The following is an 18,997-nucleotide window of genomic DNA, read 5'->3' on the forward strand; positions in this document are numbered from 1 at the left end:
GTCCGAAGCGACGAGTCGGGGTTTACCCGGCCTGGATGCGGCCGCGGGCCTGCACCTCCTCGCGCCGGGCGCGCAGCTGGGCGGTGTCCAGCGACTGGGCCCAGCGGCGCGATGCCGCCCTCTCCTCGACCAGGCCGTCGGCCAGGCTGCCGGCGTAGCCGCCGTCGATGAGCTGCTTGTAGATCTGCACCACCTCGGGCAGCGCACTGGCCATGTCGGCGGCCAGCGCGAAGGCCTGGGGCAGCAGGTCTTCGGGCGCGACCACGCGGTTGACCAGGCCCCAGCGCTCGGCCTGCTCGGCACCGACGAAGTTGCCGCTGAACGACATCTCCTTGGCGCGGGCGATGCCGATCAGCCGCGGCAGCTTCTGCGACAGGCCCCAGCCCGGCACCACGCCCACGCGCGCATGGGTGTCGGCGAAGCGCGCCTGGGTCGAGGCGATCAGCACGTCGCAGGCCAGGGCGAGTTCCAGCCCGCCCGTGACGGCCGCGCCGTTGATGGCACCAATGATGGGCCGGCCGAAGCGCTGCAGCGCAAGCACAGGGTCTGCCTTGGCGTTGCCCAGCGCGTTGCCGTCGATCTCGCGCAGGTCCAGGCCGGCGCAGAAGGCGCGGCCGGCGCCGGTCAGCACCAGCACGCGCACGGTGGGGTCGGCCGCCAGGCGGTCCACGGCGTCGGCGATGGCCTGGCGCAGCGCGAGCGACAGCGCGTTCATGGCCTGCGGCCGGTTCAGCGTGAGACAGGCGACGCCGGGCGAGGGCGTGGACAGCTGCAGCAGTTCGTCGCTCGTGCTCATCGTGCGCGCTCCAGTGCGGCCCGCACGAGCGGCAGGTGGTCGTTGCCAAAGTACATGTCGTCTCCCAGAAAGATGGTGGGCGTGCCGAAGCCGCCGCGCGCGATGAGTTCCTCGGTGTTGGCGCGCAGCTGGTCCTTGATGTGCTGCGCACCGATGGCGGCCAGCAGCGCGTCGGCATCGGCGCCGGCACGCTGGCAGACCTCGCGCACGACGGCGTCCTGCGCGATGTCCAGGTCGTCGCGCCAGTACGCCTCGAAGCCGGCCTTGGCGAAGGCCGGCAACTGGCCGCTTTCGTCCAGCACCAGGCAGCCGCGCATGAGCTTGACGCTGTTGACCGGGAACACCGTGGGCGGGAACTTCACCTGCACGCCGGTCCAGCGCGCCCAGTCCGCCAGGCTCTTGCCCAGGTAGGCCTGCTTGGCCGGCACGGGCGTGCGGCGCGACTCGTAGACCGTGGGGTTCACGGTGTTGAACACGCCGCCGACCATGAAGGGCCGCCAGCGGATCACCGCGCCGAGTTCGGCCGCCATGGGCTGCACGTTGGTGAAGGCCAGGTAGGTCCAGGGGCTGGAGATGTCGAAGAAGAATTCGATGTCGGGCATGTCACTCCTTGGTGGCTGCGGTGGTGGCGGCGTTCGTGCCGCGGAACAGATGGCGGCGCGCGGCGTCGTCCATGGCCTTGCCGGGCCGGCCCAGCTCCTTGCCGACCGCGAGACCGGCCTGGACCTGGGGCCGCGCGCGCAGCTCGGCATACCAGCGCTTCACGTGTGGGAAGTCGTCCAGCGTGATCTGCTGCGCCTTGTGCGTCATGGCCCAGGGGAAAGTGGCGATGTCGGCGATCGAGTACTCGCCCGCGATGCAGGCGTCCGTGGCCGCGAGCTGGCGGTCCAGCACGCCGTAGAGCCGGCGCACCTCGGCGCCGTAGCGGTCGATGGCGTAAGGGATCTTCTCGGCCGCGTAGAGCAGGAAGTGGCCGTGCTGCCCGGCCATGGGTCCCAGGCCACCGACCTGCCAGTAGACCCATTGCAGCACGCGGTAGCGCTCGGCCGGCGCGCTGGGCATCAACCGGCCGGCCTTCTCCGCCAGGTACTGCAGGATGGCCCCGCTCTCGAACAGCGCCAACGGGGGGCCGCCGCCCAGGGGGTCGTGGTCGACGATGGCCGGAATCCGGTTGTTGGGGCTGATGGCCAGGAACTCCGGCGCGAACTGCCCGCCAGCGCCGATGTGGACCGGCACGACGCGGTAGGGCAGGCCGCATTCCTCCAGCAGGATGCTGATCTTCCAGCCGTTGGGTGTCGGCCAATAGTGCAGGTCGATCATGGCGCGCTTGTCTCCTTGCGCCGCTTTGTAAAGCGGATGCCGGGACACGGCTGTCCCGCAGGTGGCTGTGCTTGCAGAAATCGTCGTTCCGGACGATGGGCCGGGCGGACCCCCGGCCTAGCATGTCGCGCCGGCCGGGGCTCCGGGCCCTGGCAGGTCACGACAAGCACCAGGAGACAAGAGCATGAACAAAGACGGAGAACGCGCCGGTCTGTCACGCCGTGCGACGCTGGCCTTGGGCCTGGCCACCGCGCTGCCGGCACGCGCGCAGAAGGCCTACGGCCCCGGCGTCAGCGACACCGAGATCAAGATCGGCAACATCCTGCCGTACTCGGGGCCGGCATCCTCCTACGGCACCATGGGCAAGGCGCTGCAGGGCTACTTCAACAAGGTCAATGCGCAGGGCGGCGTCAACGGCCGCAAGCTCAGGCTGCTGTCGCTGGACGACGGCTACAACCCCGCCAAGACCGTGGAGCAGGCGCGCAAGCTGGTCGAGCAGGAAGAGGTGCTGTTCATCGGCGCCGTGCTGGGTACGGCGACCAACCTCGCGATCCAGAAGTACATGAACGCCAAGAAGGTGCCGCAGCTGTTCGTGCAGAGCGGCGCGAGCCGCTGGAACGACCCCAAGGCCTTTCCGTGGACCATGGGCTTCCAGACCTCCTACCAGGTCGAGGCCGCCATCCACGCCCGGCACATCCTGCAGCACGCGCCGGCTGCCAAGATCGGGGTGCTCTACCAGAACGATGACCTCGGCAAGGACTACCTCAAGGGCTTCCTCGAGGCGCTGGGCGACAAGGCCAAGGCCATGGTCGTGGCCCAGCTCAGCTACGAGTTCAGCGACCCCACCATCGACAGCCAGCTGGTGCAGCTGCGGGCCGCGGGCGCCGACACCTTCTTCAACGTGAGCACGCCCAAGTTCGCGGCCATGGCGATCCGCCGCAGCGCCGAGATGGGCTGGAAGCCCACGCACTACCTGGCCAGCGTGTCGGCCTCGCTGCAATCGGTCATCAAGCCGGCCGGCATCGAGAACGCGCAGGGCGTGATCACCGCCACCTTCATGCGCGACCCGTCGGAGACGGCCGAGCGCGACACGCCAGAGGTGCGCGAGTTCTCGGCCTTCATGGCCCAGTATTACCCCGAGGGCAACCCCTACGAGACGCTCAACGCGCTGGCCTACAGCATGGGCCAGCTCATGGAGAAGGTCTTACAGCAGGCCGGCGAGCAGCTCACGCGCGAGAACGTGATGCGCCAGGCCGCGGCGCTGGACCTCACGCTGCCCATGGTGCGCGCCGGCATGCGCGTGAAGACCGGCCCTGGCGACTACGCCCCGCTCGAGCAGCTGCAGATGCTGCGCCTGAAGGGCGACACCTACGAACGCTTCGGCCCCATCCTGCCGTCCTGAAATGAAACCACCCCCGTTTGGACTTCTCACTGCGTGTAGAAGTCCCATCCCCCCTCAAGGGGGCGCACCCGGCGGCCGGGCGGAGCCCGTTCCGCGGCTGCGCTGGCATGGCCTGCTCCGCGGCCTTCCGAACCTCTGCTCGCGCGCCTGTTTCGTGCCCTGCGGGTGGTGCGCCAGCGCGATGGACAACTGAAAGGAGATCCCCATGCGCTTGCGCCAGACCCAGTCGCTGCACCGTGCCGTGCAGCAGTACCCCGACCGCGTGGCCACCGTCTACCACGGCCGCCGCCAGACCTTCCGCCAGCTGCACGAGCGCGTCGCCAGGCTGGCCGGCGCGTTGCAGGCCCAGGGCATGGTCGCGGGCGACCGCGTGGGCATGCTCGCGCTCAACTCCGACCGCACGCTGGAGTTCTACCTGGCGGTCTGGTGGGCCGGTGGCGTGGTCAATCCCGTCAACACGCGCTGGAGCGCGGCCGAGATCGCCTTCTCGCTTCAGGACTGCGCCACCGCCATGCTGTTTGTGGACGACAGCTTCGTGCCCATGGTGGCGGAGCTGCAGGCCCAGGCGCCGTGCCTGAAGACGCTGCTCTACGTGGGCGACAAGCCCGCGCCGACAGGCTTTCTCGACACCGAGCAGCTCATCTCCGCGGCCAGTCCCGTGGAGGACGCGCTGCGCAGCGGCGACGACCTGGCCGGCGTGTTCTACACGGGCGGCACCACGGGCCGGCCCAAGGGCGTGATGCTGAGCCAGGAGGCGCTGGCCGCCAACTCCATGCTCTCGCTGGTGGCCTCGCCGCTGGACCGCGACGCCGTGCTGCTGCACAGCGCGCCGCTGTTCCACCTCGGCGGGCTGTCGGCGCTGATGCGTGGCCTGGTGGTGGGCACGACCAACGTGTTCCTGCCGGCCTTCACGCCGGGCGGCGTGCTCAAGGCCATCGCCGAGCACCGCATCACCAGCCTCATGCTGATCCCGGTGATGCTGCAGTTCCTGCTCGACGACCCGGCTGCGCGCGAGGCCGACCTGTCCAGCGTGCGCGTGATCGGCTATGGCGCCTCGCCGATCTCCGAGGCCCTGCTGGAGCGGGCCTTCGCGCGGCTCCCGCATGCCGATTTCGTGCAAGGCTACGGCATGACCGAACTGGCCGCCGGCGTGACCTACCTGACCGCGGAGTACCACTCGGCCGAAGGCCGCAAACTCGGCAAGCTGCCTTCGGCCGGCCGGGCGCTGAACGGCGTGGATGTGCGCATCGTCGACGTGGAAGGTCGCGAGCTGCCGCGCGGCCAGGTCGGCGAGATCGCGGTGCGCAGCCCCTGCGCGATGTCGGGCTACTGGAACCTGCCCGAGGCCACGGCCCAGACGCTGAAGGGCGGCTGGCTGTTCACGGGCGACGCCGCGCGCATGGACGAGGACGGCTTCGTCTTCATCGTCGACCGCTTCAAGGACATGGTGGTCACGGGCGGCGAAAACGTCTATTGCGGCGAGGTCGAGGCCGCGCTCACGCGCCATCCGGCCGTCGCCGCGGCGGCCGTGATCGGCGTGCCCCATGCGCAATGGGGCGAGGCCGTGCACGCCGTGCTGGTGCTGCGGCCGGGGTCCGAGGCCACGGCCGAGGACATCCAGGCCCACTGCAAGACATTGATCGCCGGCTACAAGTGCCCGCGCAGCGTGGAGTTCGTGGCGGCGCTGCCGATCAGCGGGGCGGGCAAGGTCATGAAGTACAAGCTGCGCGAACCGCACTGGAAGGACCACCGGCGCGCCGTGGCTTGAGCGGCCTGCGGCGCTGGTCAGGCGGGCGCGCGCAGGGCCTCGATCCGGTTCCTGCCGTTCTTCTTGGCGGCGTAGAGCTGCCGGTCCACAGCCTCGACGAAATCGGCGGACCTGGACTGCCCGAGCGGCGTGGTGGTGCCGACGCCGATGCTGACCGTGACGCACTGGCCGTGCGGCGACTGCGCATGGACGATGGCCTGCTTGCGGATCAGCCGCTGGCAGCGTTCGGCCACCTTCAGCGCCACCGTGCAGTCGGCCTGCGGCAGCAGGATGACGAACTCCTCGCCGCCGAAGCGCGCGACCAGGTCACGCGGGCTATCCACCGCCAGGCTCAGCGTGCGGGCGATGTCCACGATGCAGCGGTCGCCCTGGATGTGGCCGTACACGTCGTTGTACTGCTTGAAGAAGTCGATGTCGATCAGCAGCACGGACAGCGGCTGGCCCTGGCTGCGCGCGCTGTCCCACTCGCGCTCCAGGCTCGCATCGAATTGGCGCCGATTGGCGATGTGGGTCAGACCGTCCTTGAACGACAGCGCTTCGAGCTCGCGCTGCAGCGCGAGCAGCTTCTCCTCGGTCTTCTTGCGCTCGGTGATGTCGAACATGAAGCCCACCAGGGCCTCGACCTCGCCCCGGTCGTTGCGCACCACGTGCACGACGTCGCGGATCCACACATAGCCGTTGTCCTTGGTGAGGGCGCGGTAGTCCGCCTCGTGGTCGACGCCGGACTGCGATTGCGACACGCAGAAGTTCACCACGTCGTCGCGGTCCTCCGGGTGCATGCGCATGGCCCAGTCCTCGACGCCGCGCCAGCTGTCCGCGCGCCAGCCCAGCAAGGCCTCGATCTGCGGCCCGATGTAGGTGAAGCGCTTGGTGGCCCAGTCGATCTTCCAGGGGATGGCCCGGGTGGATTCCAGCAGGGTGCGGTAGACGGCGCTGTCGCTGCTCAGGCTGTCGCTGCTCAGGCTGTCGATGTCGGAATGGGGCGGACTTGCGGTGCTCAATGTTCTGTGCGGGGCGGGTGGGGTGACCGGCCCGTCCGGCCGGTCGGCCATGGCAGGACGGTGGCCTGGGCGCAGCCCTGCCGGTCGGCATGGGGAGTCGGCTGGTTACAAAAAGTATATCCAGCGGCGCGGGGTGCATGGGTGCAATGCGCGCCGTTGGGCAAGGCGACCCTGTCAGCAGGTCTTGGCCCGCGTGTCCTTCCCGCCCTGGCCCCTGACCACCGTCAGCGTGGGCAGGTTGTCGCCGCCCTGGGGTGTCAGCTGGATGGTGTCGGGGCCGGTGAAGCGGCCCTCGTAGCTGGCGGCCAGGGGTGCGGGCACGGTGGTCGCCGGGGGGATGGGCGCGAGGTTGAGCTTGAGCGTGCAGCCGGAATAGCTGCCGGTCACCACATGTTCGTTGTTGTCGAAGCGCAAGTTGCTGAACTCCTCGAAGTTGCCGGATTCCGTGGTCGGCGCATTCGGGTTCAGGTTGATGGCGATGTCGTGCTGGGCGCCGCCGACATCGCCGTTGAACACGAAGCCGAAGGTGAAGAAGGGCACGACCAGGGCCGCCTCGCCGCCGCAGCCGGCGGTGAGCAGCGCGGCGAGCAAGGCGGCCAGGGGCCAGGAGGCGCGGCGCGGCGCGGTGCCCGATGGGCGGGCGGACGGGTCATGGCGGCGGCTTGGCATGGACGATCTCCTTCTGGCTGAGGGCGTTGAGAAACTGGGAGATGGCGGTCTGGATGCCGCTGAGCTCGGGGTCCAGTGCGGCCATGCGTTCCTGCACGACGGCGGGGATGCGCTCGGTCTGCACGATGCTGCTGGCATGTTCGTTGACGAACAGGAAGCGCTCGTGCGCGGCCCACAGCCGGTCGCGCAGCGCCGCCCATTGCTGGGCGACGGCGGGCTCCCAATGCTGGCGAAGCGTGCCGTCGTACTTGTCCTTGGCGTCGCGGAAGCGTTCGGCCGCCACGTTGTACTCGTTCACGGCCTGGGTGAAGGTGGCACGCGCCGCCGTGGGCTGGCGCAGCACGGTTTGCGCGTCGCGCAGCTCGAACAGGTAGCGGTTCAGCATCTCGGCCAGGTCCTGCGCAGCGGCTTGGGGATCGAGCGGCGGGATGTTGTCCGCCTTGACGAGGTCGAAGGGCGCGCCATGGGCCTGCACGCGCCGCGCGATCAGCGCGGCGTCCAGCACCGTGATGTTGGCGTTGTCCGAATCGGTGGTGAGCCCGATCACGCCGCGCCCCGTGGTGACGGGCGCGCCGGAACTGCCGCCCAGCACACCGGGCATGTCGACCCGCCACAGCGCGCGCGCGTTGGGCCGCGCCGCCACGGCGCCGGCGCGCGGCAGCACGGTGCAACTGTCGTCCCGGCCCAGCAGCCAGGCAGGGTCGGTGGGTGCGACCTCTTCCGGCGGCGCCAGTGCTTTGGTCGGGGCCTGGAAGTCCGCCGGACGCGGCGTGCGCAACAAGGCCAGGTCGTCGGAGGGCAGATCGAAGGCTGCGATGTGCTGCGCCGCCCGCTCGCCAGGCAGGGCAGCGTCGCAGGCCTGCAGGGTGATGCGTTCCGCGCCGCTGACCACATGGCGGGCCGTCGCGATGTACAGGAAGTCGCGGTCGGCGCCGACCAGCATGCCGAAGCCATGCTCCTGCGCATCGACACGCACCACCGTCGCGAGCAGGCGACGCGCCAGCGTGGGGCCGTCGTCGTACGTCGTGGCGGCCTGGACGGTGGCGGCGGCCAGCAGTGCGGCCGCGCACCCCAGCCGTTTCAGGCCGGCGTGCCGTCGAACTGCTTGCGCACCCATGCGATCGCTCCCCACAGGAACAGGGCCGTGCTCCAGAACATGCCGAGCGCATGGTGGCGCGCGATGAACTCGAGCAGGCTGGGTTTCAGCGAACGCTCGAAATCGCCGGTGCGCGTGCGCAGCACGCGGGCCGTGCCGGACAGCTGCACGGTGATGCTCTCGCCTGCGCTCAACGCGAAGCTTTCGAGCTCCAGCCCGGCCAACTCGATCCGGTCGCCGGGACCGAGCTTCAGCTCGGACGCCGTGACAGGCAGCACGAGCTGGGCCTGCTCCAGACTGGAAGCGACCACGCCTTCGCCCGATGCGCTGGCGCGGCGTTCGACGAACTGCAGCGCGCTGGGGCGCAGGGTGGTCCAGCTGAGGCTCTTGTCTGGCGCCAGGCCCAGCCACAGGTCCAGCGGCGCCGGCCGTTGCGTCGGATGGGCGGCGTCGCCTGCGCTGGCCTGCAGCCATTCGGCCTGCGCGAAGCTGGCCGATGTGGCCGCGCCGGCCTCGCCGACGCGCCACCGCGCGGCCCCGGAGAACTCGATGTCCGCGCGCAGCACGGGGCGTGGCGCGTCCAGCGTGAGCTGCACGGGGGCGCCGGCGCGCACGGTCAGCGTGCTGGCCGCCGGGTGCCGCACGCCGCGCAGCAGCAGGTGTGGCGCGTGCAGCCACAGCGGGCTGCTGCCCAAGCGCTCCACGTCCTGCCGCAACGCGGGCGCGGGCGATGCCAGCAGCGTCTGCCCCTCGATGCGCAGCTCGCCCTCGACCGGCTGCGGGCCCAGGTCGCCGGCGGCATCGAGTTGCAGCGCCACCGCATGGGCCTTGGCCTGCAGCGTGAACGGCACGGACCGCACGGGCACCGCGGCGCCCACGGAGAGCAGCACGGCCACCGCCAGGGCCGGCCACAGCGCGGGCGGCCAGCGCCGGGGCGCCGGCGCCGTGGGTTCCGCGGCCAGTGCTGCGTCGACCAGCTGCAGCCGCTCCTGCAGTGCGCGCAGCTCGTCCAGGGGTGCGCCGGGCTCGGCGGCACGCTCTGCCAGGCCGCGCGCGACCTCGGCCCGCGTGCGCTGCAGTGCGGCGTGTCGTGGATCAGGGGATGGCATCGGAAGGGGCGGCCATCCGAAAGCGCAGCAGCGGCAGCTGCTTGCCGGCCGGATCGACGGCCTGCACGTTGATCTGCGCGCCGCCCCCTTCGGCCGGCAAGGTCAGAGTGAGCGCGATCCGCTCCCAGGCGAAGCGCTCCGGCCCTTCGATCGGGCGCCAGCCGCCGGATCCATCGTCGCTGCCATCACGGCGCAGGCTGCGCCAAGCCAGCTTGGCGACGGGTACCGATGCGCGGACGACGGCGTGGACCGTGCGGGGCGGCGTCGCCGGATCGGCGCCGGCGAAGGCAACGGGGACCAGCGTGGCGATGCCGTCCGGTCCGGCGGACTGGGCCAGAAAGCCCAGTTCGCGCAGTTGCAGTCCGGTCGCGCCCAGCATGGGTGCGGCGTCCCAACGCACGGCGCGTGCCGCCTCGATCCAGGCGTCGACGCGGTAGAACGGCCCTGGCCGCAGCGGCTGCACCACGAGCTGCATGGCCGCGTGCTGCGACGCCTGCATCTCCAGCACGCTGGGGTTGCGCGGCGGCGCCGACAGCGTCAGCGACAGCAGTTCGACGAAGGGCTGGGACACGTTGCGGGCGTAGAAGCCCTCGCAGCGGGCCTGGCCCGGAATGCGCTGGTAGGCCGGCGTTTGCGACTCGCTGGGCTGGAGGTCGGCGCACTGGAACCCGGCGGCCCCGGCGCCGGCGCCTGCCATCCAGCCCGCCAGCCCGATGGCGCAGCGCAGGATCCAGAGGCTCGGCCCTGCAGAACGACGCTTCTTGTCCATGGCGCAATGGCTCCGTGGTGGCTGGGAGGGGTGCGCAATGCCCTCTGAACGCGCGCTCTTCAACCGGCGCGATTCTGCGCCGCGTGGCGGGCGGGTCAACCCCCAAAGTGTGGATCTGCCGCGGGGTGCAGGAGCAACGCCCCACCACCGCGATGCGGTGCCGTGGCCGCGGCGCCCGTGCCGGGCGCGCTAGAGCTTGCGCGCGATCAAGTCCCGCTGCACCTCGCTGGTGCCGCCATAGATCCGGTTCACGCGCATGTCCACGAAGGCGCGCGCCACCGGGTACTCCAGCATGTAGCCGTAGCCGCCGTGCAGCTGCACCATGGTGTCCAGCGCGCTGCCCAGCGTCTCGGTGGCGAACAGCTTGGCGACGGCGGCCTCCTCGAGCGTGATGCGCCGGCGCATGTGCTCGCCCAGGTAGTGGTCGACCAGCGTGCGCACGGCCAGCGACTGGGCCTTGATGTCGGCCAGCTTGAAGCGCGTGTTCTGGAAATCCCAGACGCTGTGGCCGAAGGCCTGGCGCTCCTTGACGTAGGCCAGGGTGTGGGCCAGGCAGGCCTCCAGAGCGCGTGCGGCGCCCAGCGCGATGAGGAAGCGCTCCTGCGGCAGCTCGTGCATGAGCGCGTACATGCCCTTGCCCTCCTCGCCGAGCAGGTTGCTGGCGGGCACGCGCACGTCGTCGAAGAACAGCTCGGCCGTGTCCGCTGCATGCTGGCCCACCTTGTCGAGCTTGCGACCGCGGCGGAACCCGGGCCGGTCGGTCTCCACGAGGATCAGGCTCATGGCCTTGGAGCCGGTGGCCTGCGGATCGGTCTTGGCCACGACCACCACGAGGTCGGACAGCAGGCCGTTGCTGATGAAGGTCTTGGCGCCGTTGATCACGTACTCGTCGCCCTCGCGCCGCGCCGTCGTGCGGATGCCCTTCAAGTCGCTGCCCGTGCCGGGCTCGGTCATCGCGATGGCGGTGATGACCTCGCCGGCCGCGCAGCGCGGCAGCCAGTGGTCCTTCTGCGCGGGCGTGCCCAGGCGGTGCAGGTAGGGAACGATGATGTCGGAGTGCAGGCCGAAGTTGATGCCCGTCAAGCCGCGCGCGGCCATCTCCTCGGCCAGGATGGCGGAGTGGCCGAAGTCGCCACCGCCGCCGCCGTACTCGGTCGGCAGCATGGTGCAGAGCAGGCCCTCGCGGCCGGCCTTGGCCCAGACCGCGCGGTCGATGGCGCCGGCCGCGTTCCAGGCCGCCATGTGGGGAACGCATTCGCGGTCCAGGAAGCGCTGGACCGTGGTGCGGAACTGTTCGTGGTCTTCGCGGTAGACCGTGCGTTGGATGTCCATGGATGTCTCAGTTCGGTTTCAACATCACGCGGCCGACCACCTTGCCGGCCTCCAGATCCTGCAAGGCGGCCTCGGCCTGGTCGAGCGGCCGCGCGTCGATGGGGAGCGGCACGAGCTTGCCGGCCTTGGCCAGGTCGATCAGCGCGCGCAGCTGGCCCAGGTTGCCCACGTAGGAGCCCTCGTAGCTCACGGCGCGCATGGGCATGGAGGGCGTGGAGATCTCCACCTTGCCGCCGAACAGGCCCACCTGCACGAACTGGCCGCCCTTGGTCAGCATGGCGATGCCGGTGCCCACGGTCTGCTCGGTGCCCACGCAGTCCAGCGCGGCCCAGACGGCGCCGCCGGCGGCCGCCTTCGCCTGTTCGGCCGCATCGGGCGCGGCACTGTCGATGGCGTGCGCGGCGCCGGCCTTCAGCGCTGCGGCGCGCTTGGCGGCATCGGGCTCGATCACGATGGCGCCCGGGTTGCCCAGGGCCTTGAGCAGGCCCACGGCCATCAGGCCCAGGCCGCCCGCGCCGAACACCACCACATGCTCGTCCTTGAGCACGGCCGGGTCGATCTTGCCGATGGCGCTGTACATGGTCAGGCCCGAGCAGGCGCAGGGCGCGGCCTGTTCGGGCGCCATGTCGCCGATGTCGACCAGGTAGCGCGCGTGCGGCACGAGGATGTGGTCGGCGTAGCCGCCCGGCGCGAACACGCCCAGCGAGCGGCCCTTCAGGCACAGGTTCTCCTGCCCGCGCGCGCAGACCTTGCACTGCCCGCAACCCAGCCAGGGATAGACCACCACGCGCTGGCCGATCTTGGCCTCTCGGGCATCGGGGCCGACGGCGACGATTTCGCCGGCCGTCTCATGCCCCATGGTCAGCGGCAGCACGGCGCCACGGTCGCCCATGTTCAGGCGCTTGCCGTTGCCCATGTCGTAGTAGCCGTGGCGGATGTGGATGTCGCTGTGGCACACGCCCGCGGCCAGCACGCGCACCAGCACCTGGCTGCCCGTGGGCGTGGGCGTGGGCTGCTCGTTGCGCGCGAGCGGGGCGCCGAACGCGGTCAGGTCGTAGCTGATCATCTCAGGTTCCTTTCGCCAGACGGCATTCGCTTTGGGACAGAGGCCGGAACGCGGTGGCACCGGGCGTGGTGCCGACCACCTTGTACAGGTCCCAGTCCCCCTTGGACTCGGCCGGCGTCTTGACCTGGTAGAGGTGCATGTCGCGCACCACGCGGCCGTCCACGCGCAGTTGCCCGTTCACGGTCATGAAGTCGTTGATGGGCGTGGCGCGCATCTGCGCCATGACCTTGTCCGCGTCGCGCGTGCCGGCCGCCTTGACGGCGTTCAGGTAGTGCGTCACGGCGCCGTAGGTGCCGGCCTGGGTCATGGTGGGCATCACGCCGTTGCGCTTGAAAAAGCGCTGCGACCAGGCGCGCGTCTTGTCGTCCTGGTCCCAATAGAAGGCCTCGGTCAGCAGCAGGCCCTGGGCCTGGCGCAGGCCGATGGCCTTCACGTCGGTCAGGAAGGCCAGCAGCGCGGCGATCTTCTGGCCGCCCTGCACGATGCCGAACTGGCTCGCGGCCTTGATGCTGTTGATCGTGTCGCCGCCGCCGTTGGCCAGGCCGATGATCTTGGCCTTGGAGCTCTGCGCCTGCAGCAGGAAGGAGGCGAAGTCGGAGGCCCCCAGCGGATGCTTGGCGCTGCCCAGCACCTTGCCGCCCATCTCGTGGATCACGTCGGTGGTGTCCTTCTCCATGGCCTGGCCGAAGGCGTAGTCGGCCGACAGGAAGAACCAGCTGTCGCCGCCGGCCTTCACGGCCGCCGCGCCCGTGCTGCGCGCCAGCGCATAGGTGTCGTAGGTCCAGTGCACGGTGTAGGGCGTGCAGCTCTTGCCGGTCAGCTCCGAGGTCGCGGCGCTGGTCACGATCACGATCTTCTTCTTTTCCTCGCCGAGCTTGCTCACGGCCAGCGCCAGGCCCGAGGAGGGCAGGTCGGTGACCATGTCCACGCCCTGGGTGTCGAACCACTCGCGCGCCTTGGACGCGGCCACGTCGGCCTTGTTCTGGGTGTCGGCGAAGACCATCTCGATCGGCGCACCCAGCACGCTGCCGCCGAAGTCCTCGATGGCCATGCGCGCGGCGTCGACCAGCCCCTTGCCGCCGATGGACGCGTAGATGGAGGTCAGATCGGTCAGCACGCCGATCTTCACGGGCTGCGGTTTGGCCTGGGCGGCGGCGGCGCCGGCCCACAAGGCCAGCGCGCTGCACAGCGCCAGGGCGGGCAGCGATGTTCTGTTCTGCATTTTGTGTCTCCCCATGGTTGGTGGAGGCTGCATGCTGCCCGGGCGGCGCGAGGGTGGCATCGTCCGTTCCGACGAGCCGCGCCGCCTGGGCGACACCGGGTTTCCCCTGATCGGTCCTGGCCGTTCCTGCAATGGCTTTGGACGATTCCGCCATGGTCGCTGCCGGCCACGGGCGCGATAGTGCGCAGCGCACAGACTGCGCCCACGCAGCCGCACCCCTACCCTTGGAGACACACCATGAAGCCTGCCGACCGGGCGCGCCGCGCCTTCTGCTGGACCTGCGCCACCCTGCTCGCCGCCCCGGCCCTGCCCAGCATGGCCGACACCTACCCCAGCAAGCCCGTGCGCGTCATCGTCGGCATGCCGCCCGGCGGCGCCACCGATGTGCTGGCGCGCATCCTTGCGGAGAAGATGGCGCCGGCCCTGGGCCAGCCCTTGGTCGTGGACAACAAGCCCGGTGCTGGCGGCATCCTGGGCACGGACGCGCTGGCCAAGGCGGCACCTGACGGCTACACCCTCTCGCTGATCCTCTCGGGCGCCGTGCTCGGCAACCAGTTCGTCTACAGCAAGCTGCCCTACAACCCCAGCACCGAGATCAGCTACGTCTACCAGGCGGTGGATGCGGCCGTGGTGCTCGTGGCCGATGCCAGGCTGCCGTTCCGCACGGCCAAGGAGTTCGCGGATCACATTCAGGCCAACCCGGGCAAACTCAAGTACGGCTCGTACAGCACCGGTTCCTACGGCCATGTGGCCATGGCCTACCTGGACGAGCGGCTCAAGAGCCGCATGACGCACGTGCCCTACAAGGGCGAACCGCCGCTGCTGCAGGACATGCTGGGCGGCCATGTGGACGTGGCCTTCGGCAGCGTGGCCAACACCCAGCCCCATGTGCAGAGTGGCAAGCTGCGCTACCTGGGCGTGACCGGGCCGCGCCGCATGTCGGCCCTGCCCGATGTGCCCACGCTGGTCGAGCAGGGGCTGGACGACGCGCCGTTCCGGCTGTTCGGCTGGGCCGGCTTCATCGCACCGGCCGGCACGCCCAAGCCCGTCGTCGACCGGCTGGCGGCCGAGGCGTCCAAGGCGCTGCAGGACCCCGAGGTGCAAAAGCGCGTGCGCGGCCTGGGCTTCGAGCCCGTGATCGACAGCACGCCCGAGAAAACGCAGCAGCGCTACCTGGCGGACCTGCCGGTCTGGAAGCAGCTGATCGAGGTGTCGGGGGCCAAGGTTCAATGAAGGCCGACAGCGCAGCGCCCATCGACTTCTGGTTCGACTTCCTCTCGCCCTACGGCTACTTCGCGTCCACGCGCATCGACGCGCTGGCAGCCCAGCACGGCCGCAGCGTGCGCTGGCGCGCGTTCTACATGCGCGGCATCATGCAGGACAAGCTGGGCCAGACCCGGCCCTTCCTGGAGGTGCCGCTCAAGGGCGACTACTACAAGCGCGACGTGCCGCGCATGGCGCGCTGGTTCGGCCTGCCGTTCCAGTCGGGCGGGCTTTCCAACTTCATCAGCGCCAACGCCTGCCGCGCGTTCTGGCTCATCGACGACCTCGATCCGCTGCTGGCCAAGCGTTTCGCGCGCGAGATCTTCGAATGGCACCACGTGCGCGCGACGCCGCCCAACACGCCCGCGCAGATCGCGCAGGCCGCCGCCAGCGTGGGCCTGGACGCTGCACGGCTGGACATCGCCGCCGCCGTGCAGCAGGCGCCCGCCAAGGAGCGGCTGCGCGCCGAAACCGACGCGGCCGTGGCGGCCGGCGTGTGGGGCACGCCGACCTTCGTCGTCGATGGCGAGATGTTCTGGGGCGCCGACCGGCTGCACCTCGTCGACGACTGGCTGCGGCGCGGCGGTTGGTGAGGCCGCCGCGTGCCGTTCACTGCAGCTGCACCTCGATGCGGCGCGGCTGCGCGTGCGCGGCCTTGGGGATGCGCAGCTTCAGCACGCCATGGGCCAGTTCGGCCGTCACCTTCTCGGCGTCCAGCTCCTTGCTGAGCGTGAACGCGCGGCGAAAGCGCGCCAGGCCCACCTCGGTGTGGCTGGAAACCAGGTCCTGCGGCACATCCAGGCTGGCCTCGGCCTCGATGGTCAGCGTGTCGGCCTCCACCTGCAGCTGCAGCTTGTCGCGTGTGACGCCGGGCAGGTCGGCGTACATCGTGATGCCGCCCGCGTCCTCGATCACATCCACCGGCGGCGTCAGCGCTTCGGCCGCGTAGCGGGCACCGGCCTGGGGCGTCCGGCCGGCAGTGGTCTGCACCTCGTGTTGATTGTCCATGGTCTTGCTCCTTGCAGGCTGCGGGTTCATTGCACGGTGATGCGGCGCGGCTGGGCCGAGGCCTTGCGGCGCACGGTGATGTGCAGCACGCCGTCGCGCAGGCGCGCCTCCACGCCGTCCGGATCGGCATCCTCGGGCATGCTCAGCGCGCGCCGGAACCGGCCCGCGAAGCGTTCGTTGATGTGCACGGCCGCCTTGCTGTCGGCCTGCGGCAGGCTGCTCTTGCGCTCGCCTGCGATGCTGAGCAGCCCGCGTTCGAGGTGGACCTCGAGCGATGCCGGCTCCAGCCCCGGCGCGAACGCGTAGATCTCGATGGCACTGGGCGTGCCGCCGACGTTCAGGGCCGGGTAGCCGTTGCGGGCCAGGCCGCGGATGCTGGGGGACAGATCGAAGGCCTGCTGCATCTCGCGCTGCAGGCGATCCATCTCGGCGACCATGTCGCGGGGAAAGAGTGATCGGTACATGCGAAACCTCCATGGGATGAAACGGATGGAGCGCCGGAGGCGTCCTCCGGCGCTTCCGGTGACGATGTAGGGATGGCCGCGCGGCGTTTCAAGAGGGTTCCGCTGGCGCTTTGTGCCAACATGCTTGGACGATTCCGCCATGGCCGCGTGCGGCCGGCGCGGCGATAGTCCGGGCTGGCCGGCGCGCCCCGCCGGCCCATTCCAACAGGAGACGACGACATGGCTGGACCCCTGGAGGGCATTCGCGTACTGGATCTTTCTGCCGTGCTGTCCGGCCCCATCGCGGCCGGCATGCTGGCCGACCAGGGCGCCGACGTGGTCAAGATCGAATCGCCGGACGGCGACACTTCGCGCCGCATCGGTCCGCGCAAGGACGACATCTCGGCCATGTTCCTGGCCGCTAACCGCGGCAAGCGTTCGCTGGTGCTGGACCTCAAGCAGCCGGCCGCCCAGCAGATCGTGCGCGAGCTCGCGCAGCGCGCCGACGTGCTGATCGAGAACTTCCGCCCGGGCGCCATGGACCGTCTGGGCCTGGGCCACGCAGCGCTGCTGGCGCTGAACCCGCGCCTGGTCTACCTGTCGATCAGCGGCTTCGGCCAGACCGGCCCGAACGCCGGCGAGCGCGCCTACGACGCCGTAATCCAGGCCGTCTCGGGCATTAGCGCCTCGCACCGCAACCAGATCAGCGGCGAGCCGCAGGTCCTGGCCGCCGCGCTGTGCGACAAGCTCACCGCGCTGACGGCCGCCCAGGCCATCTGCGCGGCGCTGCTGGCCCGCGCGCGCACCGGCAAGGGGCAGTGGGTGGAACTGGCCATGCTGGACGCAGCCGTCTCCTTCCAGTGGCCCGACGCCATGTACAACCACGTCTGGCTCGACGACGCGCCGCCGGCCTCGCCCGAGTTCGGCGTGAGCCAGAAGCCCTGGAAGACCGCCGACGGCTACGCCGTGGCCTCGGGCCCGCAACCGGTCGAGTTCGCCGGCCTGTGCGCAGGCTTCGGCCGGCCCGAACTCGCCAAGGACCCGCGCTTCGCGAGCGTGGACGGGCGCTTCCGCCATGCGGCCGCGCTGCGCGAGGAGCTCGATCCGCAGGCGGCCGCCATCGACACCGCCACCCTGCTCGAACGCATGCGCGCGCAGAACTGCCCCGTGGGCCGCGTGAACGAGCGCCACGAGGTGCTGGCCGACCCGCAGGTGCTGCACAACGGCACCCTGGTCGAGGTCGACCACGGGGCCTTGGGCCGCGTGCGGCTGCCGCGCTCGCCCGCGCGGTTCAACGGTACGCCCGCAGCAGGCCCCGGGCCGGCCCCGCATCTGGGCCAGCATGCGGCCGACGTGCTGGCCGAGCTGGGGCATGACGCGGCGCAGCAAAATGCCTGGCGCGCGGCCGGCGTGCTCGGCCCCGCGCCCGCGTCTGGAAAATCGTCCGTTCCGACGACGCCCCGCTGAGGCACCGCCGCGAACATCCCGCCCAGCCACCTGATCGCTAAGGAGACACTCGCATGGCAGAAGCATTCATCGTCGCCGCCGCCCGCACCGCAGGCGGCCGCCGCAACGGCCGGCTGGCCGGCTGGCACCCGGCCGACCTGGCCGCCCAGGTGCTGGACGCGCTGGTGGCCCGCACGGGCGCCGACCCGGCCCTGGTGGAAGACGTGATCCTGGGCTGCGTGGGCCAGGCCGGCGAGCAGTCCACCAACATCGCGCGCAACGCCGTGCTGGCCTCCAGCCTGCCCGAGTCCGTTCCCGGCACCTCGATCGACCGCCAGTGCGGCTCCTCGCAGCAGGCCCTGCATTTCGCGGCCCAGGCCGTGATGGCCGGCAGCATGGACGTGGTGATCGCCGCCGGCGTGGAGAGCATGACGCGCGTGCCCATGGGCACGCCCGGCATCCTGGCGGCCAAGGCCGGGCTGGGCACCTACATGAGCCCCGCGATGCAGCGGCGCTACCCCGGCGTGCAGTTCAGCCAGTTCACGGGGGCCGAGCAGATCGCCGTGAACTACAAACTGTCCAAGGAGCAACTGGACGCCTACGCGCTGCTGAGCCACCAGCGCGCCGCGGCCGCGACCAAGGCCGGCCACTTCCGGGACGAGATCGTGCCCGTGGCCGTGCGCATGGCCGACGGCACCGAGCCCGGCGAGCAGCACCTGGCCGACGAAGGCATCCGCGCCGAGGCCACGTTGGAGAGCATCGCCGCCGTCAAGCTCATCGCCGAGGGCGGCCGCTGCACGGCGGCCACGGCCAGCCAGATCTGCGACGGCGCCAGCGGCGTGATGGTCGTCAACGAGCGCGGCTTGAAAGCCCTGGGCGTCAAGCCCCTGGCCCGCATCCACCACATGAGCGTGCTCGGCCACGACCCGGTCATCATGCTGGAGGCGCCGATCCCGGCCACGCAGCGCGCGCTCAAGAAGGCCGGCATGTCGATCTCCGACATCGACCTGTTCGAAGTCAACGAGGCCTTCGCGCCGATCCCGCTGGCCTGGCTGCAGGCCACGGGCGCCGACCCGGCCCGCCTGAACGTCAACGGCGGCGCCATCGCGCTGGGCCACCCGCTGGGTGCCTCGGGCACCAAGCTCATGACCACGCTGGTGCACGCGCTGGGCCAGCGCGGCAAGCGCTACGGCCTGCAGACCATGTGCGAAGGCGGCGGCATGGCCAACGTGACCATCATCGAACGGCTCTGACCGCGCTCGCCGGCGGGTGCGCAGCAGCGCCCGC

General features: G+C 70.6%; 19 protein-coding genes. 6 read left to right on the top strand and 13 right to left on the bottom strand.

Annotated features, from left to right (window positions below; all coding sequences use genetic code 11):
- Positions 1–22: 22 nt before the first annotated feature.
- The 3 genes from IE209_RS01330 to IE209_RS01340 are packed head-to-tail and all read right to left on the bottom strand — an operon-like array spanning position 23 to position 2,116.
- Complete coding sequence (locus IE209_RS01330) at positions 23–796, bottom strand: enoyl-CoA hydratase (RefSeq protein WP_189685226.1); 774 nt, start codon at positions 794–796, stop codon at positions 23–25.
- The gene (locus tag IE209_RS01335; protein WP_189685227.1) at positions 793–1,398 is read right to left on the bottom strand and encodes a 2-hydroxychromene-2-carboxylate isomerase; all 606 of its coding nucleotides are present in this window, start codon (positions 1,396–1,398) and stop codon (positions 793–795) included. Before IE209_RS01335 ends, IE209_RS01330 begins: the two co-directional genes overlap by 4 nt.
- A gap of 1 nt (position 1,399) precedes the next feature.
- The gene (locus tag IE209_RS01340) at positions 1,400–2,116 is read right to left on the bottom strand and encodes a glutathione S-transferase N-terminal domain-containing protein (protein WP_189685228.1); all 717 of its coding nucleotides are present in this window, start codon (positions 2,114–2,116) and stop codon (positions 1,400–1,402) included.
- Between the two features lie 184 nt (positions 2,117–2,300).
- Between IE209_RS01340 and IE209_RS01345 the strand changes: the two genes are divergently transcribed.
- Entirely contained in the window at positions 2,301–3,518 is a 1,218-nt protein-coding gene (locus IE209_RS01345) for an ABC transporter substrate-binding protein (protein ID WP_189685229.1), read from the top strand.
- 205 nt (positions 3,519–3,723) lie between these two features.
- Complete coding sequence (locus IE209_RS01350; protein ID WP_308433126.1) at positions 3,724–5,286, top strand: acyl-CoA synthetase; 1,563 nt, start codon at positions 3,724–3,726, stop codon at positions 5,284–5,286.
- 17 nt (positions 5,287–5,303) lie between these two features.
- Here IE209_RS01350 and IE209_RS01355 read toward each other — a convergent pair whose 3' ends face one another.
- The 8 genes from IE209_RS01355 to IE209_RS01390 form a co-directional block, all read right to left on the bottom strand.
- Positions 5,304–6,287, bottom strand: a complete 984-nt coding sequence (locus IE209_RS01355; protein WP_373305253.1) for a diguanylate cyclase — start codon at positions 6,285–6,287, stop codon at positions 5,304–5,306.
- 174 nt (positions 6,288–6,461) lie between these two features.
- Positions 6,462–6,956 carry a hypothetical protein gene (locus IE209_RS01360; protein ID WP_189685231.1) on the bottom strand — a complete coding sequence of 165 codons (495 nt, stop codon included), beginning with the start codon at positions 6,954–6,956 and terminating at the stop codon, positions 6,462–6,464.
- A complete protein-coding gene (locus tag IE209_RS01365; RefSeq protein ID WP_189685232.1) occupies positions 6,937–8,073 on the bottom strand; it encodes a S1 family peptidase in 1,137 nt (378 codons plus the stop codon). Before IE209_RS01365 ends, IE209_RS01360 begins: the two co-directional genes overlap by 20 nt.
- Entirely contained in the window at positions 8,037–9,161 is a 1,125-nt protein-coding gene (locus tag IE209_RS01370; protein ID WP_189685233.1) for a hypothetical protein, read from the bottom strand. Before IE209_RS01370 ends, IE209_RS01365 begins: the two co-directional genes overlap by 37 nt.
- Positions 9,148–9,930, bottom strand: a complete 783-nt coding sequence (locus IE209_RS01375; RefSeq protein WP_189685234.1) for a hypothetical protein — start codon at positions 9,928–9,930, stop codon at positions 9,148–9,150. The genes IE209_RS01370 and IE209_RS01375 overlap by 14 nt, the downstream gene beginning before the upstream one ends.
- Before the next feature lie 189 nt (positions 9,931–10,119).
- The gene (locus IE209_RS01380) at positions 10,120–11,262 is read right to left on the bottom strand and encodes an acyl-CoA dehydrogenase family protein (protein WP_189685235.1); all 1,143 of its coding nucleotides are present in this window, start codon (positions 11,260–11,262) and stop codon (positions 10,120–10,122) included.
- Positions 11,263–11,269: 7 nt separating this feature from the next.
- Positions 11,270–12,328 (bottom strand): alcohol dehydrogenase, encoded by a 1,059-nt coding sequence (locus tag IE209_RS01385; protein WP_189685236.1) that lies wholly within the window; start codon positions 12,326–12,328, stop codon positions 11,270–11,272.
- A 1-nt stretch (position 12,329) separates the two neighbouring features.
- Entirely contained in the window at positions 12,330–13,550 is a 1,221-nt protein-coding gene (locus IE209_RS01390; protein ID WP_189685237.1) for an ABC transporter substrate-binding protein, read from the bottom strand.
- Between the two features lie 237 nt (positions 13,551–13,787).
- On the opposite strand from IE209_RS01390, the gene IE209_RS01395 reads away from it, so the two are divergent.
- Entirely contained in the window at positions 13,788–14,783 is a 996-nt protein-coding gene (locus IE209_RS01395) for a Bug family tripartite tricarboxylate transporter substrate binding protein (RefSeq protein ID WP_189685238.1), read from the top strand.
- Entirely contained in the window at positions 14,780–15,406 is a 627-nt protein-coding gene (locus tag IE209_RS01400) for a 2-hydroxychromene-2-carboxylate isomerase (RefSeq protein ID WP_189685239.1), read from the top strand. Before IE209_RS01395 ends, IE209_RS01400 begins: the two co-directional genes overlap by 4 nt.
- A 16-nt stretch (positions 15,407–15,422) precedes the next feature.
- Here the strand turns inward: IE209_RS01400 and IE209_RS01405 are convergent, their stop codons facing one another.
- Both IE209_RS01405 and IE209_RS01410 read right to left on the bottom strand, forming a co-directional pair.
- On the bottom strand, positions 15,423–15,821 hold the full coding sequence (locus tag IE209_RS01405) for an Hsp20/alpha crystallin family protein (protein ID WP_189685240.1): 399 nt from the start codon (positions 15,819–15,821) through the stop codon (positions 15,423–15,425).
- A 26-nt stretch (positions 15,822–15,847) separates the two neighbouring features.
- Positions 15,848–16,285 (bottom strand): Hsp20/alpha crystallin family protein, encoded by a 438-nt coding sequence (locus IE209_RS01410; protein WP_189685241.1) that lies wholly within the window; start codon positions 16,283–16,285, stop codon positions 15,848–15,850.
- Positions 16,286–16,504: 219 nt separating this feature from the next.
- On the opposite strand from IE209_RS01410, the gene IE209_RS01415 reads away from it, so the two are divergent.
- Entirely contained in the window at positions 16,505–17,731 is a 1,227-nt protein-coding gene (locus IE209_RS01415; protein ID WP_189685242.1) for a CaiB/BaiF CoA transferase family protein, read from the top strand.
- Positions 17,732–17,784: 53 nt separating this feature from the next.
- Positions 17,785–18,963 (top strand): acetyl-CoA C-acetyltransferase, encoded by a 1,179-nt coding sequence (locus IE209_RS01420; protein ID WP_189685243.1) that lies wholly within the window; start codon positions 17,785–17,787, stop codon positions 18,961–18,963.
- The last annotated feature ends 34 nt before the right edge of the window (positions 18,964–18,997 follow it).

It is taken from the genome of Pseudorhodoferax aquiterrae (assembly GCF_014652235.1).
GTDB classification, from domain to species: domain Bacteria; phylum Pseudomonadota; class Gammaproteobacteria; order Burkholderiales; family Burkholderiaceae_C; genus Pseudorhodoferax; species Pseudorhodoferax aquiterrae.